Here is a 7,545-nt window from a genome sequence, read left to right on the forward strand (position 1 = left end):
CTGAAACTGCCCCCGCGGTACTCGGGGGACAACTGGCGGGTGGCGGTGTACAAGATCGACCCCAAGACGGGGCAGGAGGTGCCGAACCAGCTCCCCTCCCGCTCGCCGATCTACACCGGCTGGAAGCAGGTCTTCATCGAGAAGGGCCGGATGGTTCGGATGCCGCCGGACGGCGGGCTATTTCCAGGTGACGTCGTAGATGCAGACCCGGTCGGGGCCCGGGGATTCGCTCCGGCACTGCGTGTGCGTCACGAGCGGGTCCTTGGCGCCGGTGAGGAGGAGCCCTTCGTAGATGTACCCCACGCCTGTGGAGCACTCCATCCGGCTGGCCTGGGGCACCCCGTCGTTGTCGATGTGGACCTGATAGTGGTTCGGGCCCACCTCGACGACCTTCCCCTTCCCGGCGAAGCCGTCGCCGTAACAGCGCCTCAGGACCATGAAAAAGCCGTGGGTCAGCCAGTTCTCGGGGGTCTTGCCCTGGAAGAAGGGCCGGAAAACCGAGGCGGCCTGGCGTCGGGCGTTGAAGCGTCCGGCTTCGAAGGGGATGCAGGAGACCTTGGACGAGGTGGTGTGCAGAGGCGCGCCCGGCCCCTTGAGGATGTTGCTCAGGGCCTGCAGGAGGATCCGGTCCACCCACTCGGGGTACAGCGTGGTGGCCAGGACCGGTCCGTTGAAGACCTGATCGCGGAAAAAAGCCTGGCGCGCGGGATCTTCCGCGAGCCGAAGGGCCTCGGCCTGGACCGCTCGGTTGGTTCCAGCGACGTCCAGGCCGTTTCTCTGGCAAAAGTCCTCCAAGAAAAGGAACCGGCCCTTCACGAAGTCGCCCAGGAGTTTCTCCTCCCCCTGTCCGCTCATATCGGAACCTCCTCCCCCCATGCGCCCGGTGCCGGGGCCCGTGCTCCCATTCTACTCGCCCGCCAGGAGAGCGGGCAGGGAGTCGCCCGGGGCCAGCTCCCGGAGGGTCAAGGTCAAGGGGCCCGGCTCCATCAGCAAACGCGAGGGTCCGAGCCACTGGACGACCCGCGTTCGCGACCCCGAGGGGCCCTTGACGGTCAGGGAGGCGGCGCGGTCGCAAAAGCCCGCGGATCGGAGGCGGAGGGAGGCGCCGGCGGGGCCCCAGCCCTGGGCCGATTTGCCGGCCAGGCCTCGCGTCGCCAGGGACGAGAGCGCGGCTCCGAGAGCGCCGGCATCCGAGGCCAGAGCGTGGGCCCTCTCGGCCCAGGCGGGATGCGCGAGGAGGGAGGCGTCCGGCGAGCGGAGGGCCTGCGCCAGGGCCTGTTCGGTCAAGGCGCCTCGGGAGCCGAGGATCGCCGAGAGCACAACGGCCTCCCCGGCGTCCAGCTCCAGGCGGATGGGCTCGCCGCTTCCGAGGCCCTGGGAGGTTCGCGTGTAGGCCTCCCGGTAGCTTCCGTACAGCGAATAGTGCGCCCCCATGACGAGGCAGGCCGCCAGGACGAGAAGCCAGACGGTCCAGTAGGTGACGATGCCCCAGGGCATGAGGCGGAAGAAGCCGGCAAGGGCGAAGGCCGCGGTCCAGAAGGTCAGGTGGGCGCCCTTGGAGGCCACGAGGACTCCGCCGAAGCGGTCCTTCAGAACGGGAAAGCCCCGCCCGATCATGAGCCCGAGGACCAGGCCCAGGACCAGGGCCGCCAGCAGGAAACCGAAGCGGAGCCCGATCCACACCACGGTCATGGGGTTGATCTGCAGGCCGCGCAGGGCTTGGAGGTTCATCGTGCCAAAGACGAAGCGGGGCACGCTGATGAGGAAGAGGACCGCGCTTACGAAGAGGATGACCACGGGGATCAGGAGGATGGCGCGGACGGGCGGGCGGCGGTTGGCCTTGAAGACCTGCACCCGGCGCTGGATCTCCGCGAGCGTGGCGTACAGGGCCGTGGTGAAACACAGCTTGAGGAAGAGCGCCAGGATGAAGACGACGCCCGAAACGACCAGGCCGATGCCCTTGGCGATGGGGTTAGGACCCATGGGCGCCTCCTCGCAACCGGAGAGACAGCCACTCTTCGGCCTCCGAGGCGGGGACCGGGAAGCGAAGGCGGAAGCCGTCGGTGCTCCGGCGGCACTCCACGGCGGCGTCCTCCTTGGTCGCCAGGTGGACCATCTCCGCGCCGCCGCGTCCGAAGAGGGACAGGCTCCAGACCCGGTCCGGGACCGAGAGCCACTCGAGCGCGGCGCAAAGGAGCGGGTTGGGGGAGCCGTCGGTTCCCGCGAGGCCGCGCGCCTGAAGGGACTTCACGATTTCGGACTCGGCGGGGCTCGGGGAGGGGACCTCGGGCACGGCCTCCACGGGCTCCAGGATGGGCGAGGGCATGCGCGGAGTGATCCCCGAACGCTGGAGGGCCCACCGCGTCTCGGCCAGGGAGAGGCGGATCTCGATCATGGGGCCTCCCACCGGCCCCAGAGGCCGAATCCGATCTTGAAGGCGTGAAGGGTCTTGCGCCCCACGGCGGCGGCGCAGGCCTGGAAGTCCTCGCCGAAGGTGGAGAGCGCGGGCGCGTGGAGGGGCGGATCCTCGGGACACGTGGTGCGGAGGGCTCCGGCCCGGTGGAGCGCGGCGATGGCCCCGCACCAGGCGTCCTCTCCACCGGCCCGGACCGCCGCCGCCCGGTGGAGGGCGCCGCAGCGTCCCGCGAGGGCGTCCTGGTAGTGGCGCGTGGTTTCTCCGCCCGGCTTGAGGCAGCGCTCGTAGGGAAAGGCGGGAACGGCCACCACGGGGGCCGGTTCAGGGGCGGACGGAGGCGCCGCCTGGGCCCGGCCCGGTCCCTGGGGGACGCCGTCGCGGACGAAGAGGGTGGAGGCCCACCCCAGAAGGTAGGCGTCCTCGGCCACGTCCGCCGGAGAGAGGTGCTGGTACCACGCCGGGGTCTCGGTGAAGGCCTTCTGGCCCCGAGCGAAGGCGTCTTCCTGCCAACCGGTCTTCCATAGGTCCGTCGCCATGGGGTCCTCCCTAGGCTCCCGGCGTGAAGGTCACGCGAAGGACCGTCTGACCGAGGCGCACGAGGTCGCCCTCCTTCAGGCGGACCGGGGCCCCGATGCGGGTCTCGTTGACGAAGGTCCCGTTGCTGCTCCCCGCGTCCTCCACCTGCCAGGCGCCCTCCTCGTCCAGGGTGAAGGCGAGGTGTTTCCGGGAGGCCCCGGGGTCGGGCACACAGAGGAGGTTGTCCTCCTTCCGCCCCGCCGAGGCGCCGGGGAACAGGGCGATCCGCCGGCCGATCTGCTGGCCCTTTTCCACGACGATCCATGCCGGAGTGCAAGCGGGGGCTTCGAGGACGGTCCGCTCCGAGTCCGAGGCATCGGCCTTGGCCTGGACGCTGGATCGCGAGGGCGGCGGGGGCGCGGCCTCCGAGAAGGCGTACTGGAGGAGTTCGTCCAGGTCTCCCGCCAGGAGGGTCGTGGCGAAGCCCACTTCCCCGCTCATGAAAAAGGAGAAGAGGTTAAACGGGCCGCGGCAGAAGAGCATCACGTCGTAGGCGATCTGGTCGCCGGTTACGGCGCGGGCCACCGAGAGCGCACCCCGGGAGGCCTCCTGGCAGAGGCCCTCCGCGAAGACACGGCCTCCGGGGCTCATTTCGAAGAGGGGCGTCTCGGACTCGGTCACGGGCTCCAGGAACCCGGCGCGCGCCAGTTCCACGAGGGCGGGCCGGGGGTCCTTGGTCACGCCGAGTTCCTTCACGGGAAGAGGGATCATGGGCGCCACGAAGGAGAGGGGCCACCGGAAATCCGCCGTGGCGGCCTCCTCCAGGCGGGCCTGGATATCGTGTGGAGAGAACACTTCGGCGGCCTCCTCGTGGCGCAGGAGCGCGATGAGGCGCGCGCGCCGGATCTGGGCGCAGGCCGCGAGGAGGGCGAGGACACCGTGGGTGGAGAGGTCGGCGCCCACCCGATCGGGGTTCAGCGAATCGCCGGCGGCGAGGTGGCGTGCCACGAGGAGCCTCAGCTCGGCCTGGGTCCTCAGGCTCACGCGCCGCTCGTCCCCGCCGCGCGCCAGGCTCACCCAGACTCCCGGCAGGGAGGGCGAGAAGGCGAGGAGGCTCCGGCTCACCCGCGTGTCCGCCGCGGCCGTGTGGAAGCGCACCACCCTGGCCGGGGAGGCGAGGACCGAGAGGGCCTTTTCGAAGAGGCCCTTGAGGGCGGGTTCCAGCGCGGAAACCTCCCGGGAGGTTCGGACGACCTCGTCCGGCGCCGGAGCCGCCCCGGGTAGGGCATCGAGGACACCCCGTGCCAGGCCGAGGCTCTTCGCGGCCGCGGCGAGTTCGCCCTCCGTCAGGATCCATTCACCTTGGTCCGTTCGCATGGAGCGCTCCTTCTACCGGTGGGGGAACTGGGCCGAATAGTGGACCACCCTGGAACTTCCCTGGCTGCAGAAAGCGGATGGGTCGGGGTTTCCTGCGGCGTCCACGAATCCGTTCTTCTTCAGGATCTCGTCCATGCGGCCTGGGTTCTCGTAGATCTCCCGGGCCGTCTGCGTCAGGCGCGGGTCGCCGAGGGATTCGCCCACCACGTTGGCGACCTTCTCCGTGCGCCCCACGGCCTTGGCGATGGTGAGCGGGTCGTCGGGGTGCTTGCCGATGCTCGCCGTCTGCTGCTCGAGGACGGAGGGGATTTCGCTGGGCGGGATCCTCGTGGCGTCCTCGGGGAACTTGTAATTGGGATCGTACTTGGCCTTCGTGAGCTGGTTCTGGTCCACGATGGTCTGGCCCGAGACCCGCACGGGGTCCTTGGCCGTCCCGTCGGGGTTCACGGTGTACTTCTCCCCCGACCCCTGGCCCGCTTGCCGGGAGTTGGTGAAGCCCTCGGCGTAGGAGTCGCTCTTGCCCGAGCCGCCCCCGATGCGGTCGTAGCTCTTGTAGTCCACGTCGTCCGCCGTGAGCCCCGTGCGGTCCTGGAGCGACTTGTTGACGCTCGCTTCGTGGGCGTTCGTGAATTTCTTGCTCAGTTCGTCGTAGGCCTCGGATTCGCTGATTCCCCGCTTGGAGGCGTAGTCCTTCACGCTCGCGTCGTCGAAGGTCGTGATGAGGGTCCGGTCGGCGTCGGTCTTGAAGCGCGAGGGCGGGCCCTGGGCGGAGGACCCGCTGTCGCCCACGAGGACCTCCTTGACCTTGACGCCCGTCTGGCTCTGGAAGTCCTCGATGGCGTCCTTCGTGCCCTGTCGGATGGACTGGTTGACTTCGTCCCGCAAGACGGAGTTGATGGCCTTGGCCTCCTCGGCGCTCACGAAGCCCTTCTTCTGCATCTCGATGAGGTCCTTCATGCCGCCGTCCCGGTAGAGGCCGGCCACCACGTCGGGGTCCCCCGTGGCGGCGGCCCGGCGGATCTGCTGCTGGCGGGCCCAATCCTCGGTGCCGATGAGGGGAGACTTGACGGCCCCCTGCTCGGCCCCCTCGGAGGCGGCCTTCGCCCCGGCGCCCGCCGCCTGTTCGGCTCCCTCGGCGCCCGCCTTGCCGAAGCCCAGCGTAAGGCCCTCCTCGCCGGTGACGATATTCCCAAGCCGGGAAGCGCCTTTCCCGAGAGTGTTGGCGCCCGCCGCGAGGGTGTTCTTCCAGGCGGTGCCGGAGAAGAGCTCGCCGGCCTCCTTGACGACGTTCTCGCCGCACTCCGAAAGGCCCGTCCAGGCCCCCCGGGCGGCGCCCTTGAACATGTTCTTGCCCGCCAGCTCGGCGCCCACCATGCCGCCGAAGGCCTTGCCCCCCACGTGGAAGACCCCCCCCACGAACTTTCCGATGAGCTCCTGCTTGATGGTCTCGGTCATGCCCTGCTTCCAGGCCTCGAATCCGTCCGCTCCCCGGTCCACGGCGTCCTTCGTGACCTGGAGGCCCCCCATGGGCACGAACACGAACTCCGATCCGCCCCCCGTGAGGGCGCCGATGGCGATGCGGCCGCCGAGGCCCATCCAGGAGAACTTCCCGTCGCTCGTCTGGCAGGTGGACAGGTTGCGCCCCGTCTCGGCGAAGGCGTTTTTCCAGGACTCCCCGTCGGCGTACCAGGGCTTCTCGGGAGGAGGCATCCGGTTGGGATCGCCGTAGGTGCCGTCCATGCGGCCGCCGATGTAATCCCTCACCTGCTGGATCTTGTCGGGGTCCAGTTTCTTGCCCGAGAGCAGGTCGTTGATCATGTTGCCGACCTTGCCGTAGATGTCCCCCCGCTGGCCGTCGGCGCCGGGCTCCAGCATCCCGTGGTCGAAGGCCGCCTTCTGCATCTTCTGGAGCCGGTCGAGGAGTTCCGCCTGCTCCTTGGCCTTCTGTCCCGCCTCGGCGAACTCCTTGCCCACCGAGATGGTTCCCCGGTCCCGGGCCGTGTAGTCGATGTCGGCCCCCTCCTTGCCGAGCTGGCCGTGAAGCTGTCCCAGCCGCTCGTTCAACTGGTTCAGCCGGGTCTGGTGCTCGGAGGTGTCGAAGCCTCCCTGCTGGGCGCCCCGGATGACGGCTTCGAGGTGGGCCTTCTCTTCCGCGGCGGCCTTGAGGTCCTCCTGGCGGTCGGCGATCCACTGGGCCTTCCGGTCGGCGGCCTCCTTGGCGGCGGCCTCCTCGGCCTCCCGCTGGCCCTTCAGGGCGTCGGCCTTGGCCTCCGCGTCCGCGGCGGCGTCCTCCTGGCTCTTGATGTACTGGTCGTACTGGTCCTTGAGCTTCTGGTAGCCGGGGTCGGACTTGTCGGCGGACTTCTCGGACTCCTCCCACATGTCCTTGTACTTCTGGGCCTCGTCGCGGGCCTTCTGGGCGGCGTCCCGGGCGTCCTTCTCCTCGTCGCTCGGTCCGCCGGGCTGGGCGACCCACTGACCCGGAGGCCCGGGCGGCGCGGGACCCGTCCCGGGCGCGGATCCCGGCCCACCCGCCGGGGGAAGGCCCCCCGCGTCGGCGCCCACGACGGCGCCGGGCCCCACGGCGGAGGCCGAGGAGACGCCGGAAACCATGTTGTCGTCCAGGTACTTCACGTCCATTTTGTAGCAGCCCACGTCGGCGGTGTGGCTGGGATGCACCCAGACCCGGATGGGGTTGTACTCGGCCCACATGTGACCGTGGACGAGCCCCGCTCCCACGATCCCCCCGGCGGCGGCGCCCGCCACGGCGGCCCCTAGTCCGGCCAGGCCCTGGCCGGCCAGGGCGCCCATTCCGGCCACCTCTCCGCCCAGGCCGTTGGGAAGCATTCCGCGGTTGCGCTCCTGGAGAAGGCGCATCATCATCTCGCGCTCCCGCGCCCGCCGGGCCATTTCGGCGTACATGGCCTGGTCGTACTGCCAGATCGCGTCCCGGTATGGATCGCTCGGCTGGCGGCGGCGCCGGCCCCCTCCCGAGGCGGCGGCGGCCGCGGCCGCGGCTCCCTCCCCCGCGTGCTCCAGGGGCTCCTGTTTGCCCGAAGCGGGAGTGGGTTCGATGCCGAGGGCCGACTGGAGCTGAGCCACCTTGGCGTCGGCCTGGGCCTTGGCCTGGGCCGCCTGGTTGTACTCCCGGGCGGCGGCGTTGCGCTCCGCCGTGGCCCGTTCGAGGTCGCGGACGGCCTGGGCCTTCTGGGCCTGGGCCTGGGCCAGTTCGGCCT

The 7,545-nt window shown here is 70.1% G+C and carries 6 protein-coding genes; all 6 read right to left on the minus strand.

From position 1 onward, the window contains the following. Positions 1-177: 177 nt before the first annotated feature. The gene (locus AB1824_12090) at positions 178-855 is read right to left on the minus strand and encodes a hypothetical protein (protein MEW5765704.1); all 678 of its coding nucleotides are present in this window, start codon (positions 853-855) and stop codon (positions 178-180) included. A gap of 51 nt (positions 856-906) precedes the next feature. Then, positions 907-1,983: a hypothetical protein gene (locus AB1824_12095; GenBank protein MEW5765705.1), complete on the minus strand. Its 1,077-nt coding sequence runs from the start codon at positions 1,981-1,983 to the stop codon at positions 907-909. Then, a complete protein-coding gene (locus AB1824_12100) occupies positions 1,973-2,395 on the minus strand; it encodes a hypothetical protein (GenBank protein ID MEW5765706.1) in 423 nt (140 codons plus the stop codon). The genes AB1824_12095 and AB1824_12100 overlap by 11 nt, the downstream gene beginning before the upstream one ends. Beyond that, on the minus strand, positions 2,392-2,952 hold the full coding sequence (locus AB1824_12105; GenBank protein ID MEW5765707.1) for a hypothetical protein: 561 nt from the start codon (positions 2,950-2,952) through the stop codon (positions 2,392-2,394). Before AB1824_12105 ends, AB1824_12100 begins: the two co-directional genes overlap by 4 nt. Positions 2,953-2,962: 10 nt before the next feature. Beyond that, positions 2,963-4,309: an FHA domain-containing protein gene (locus tag AB1824_12110; protein ID MEW5765708.1), complete on the minus strand. Its 1,347-nt coding sequence runs from the start codon at positions 4,307-4,309 to the stop codon at positions 2,963-2,965. Between the two features lie 12 nt (positions 4,310-4,321). Further along, positions 4,322-7,545, minus strand: a 3,224-nt coding sequence (locus AB1824_12115; protein ID MEW5765709.1) for a hypothetical protein, incomplete at its 5' end; no start/stop codon positions are given.

This window comes from Acidobacteriota bacterium (genome assembly GCA_040752915.1).
GTDB lineage: Bacteria > Acidobacteriota > UBA4820 > UBA4820 > DSQY01 > JBFLVU01.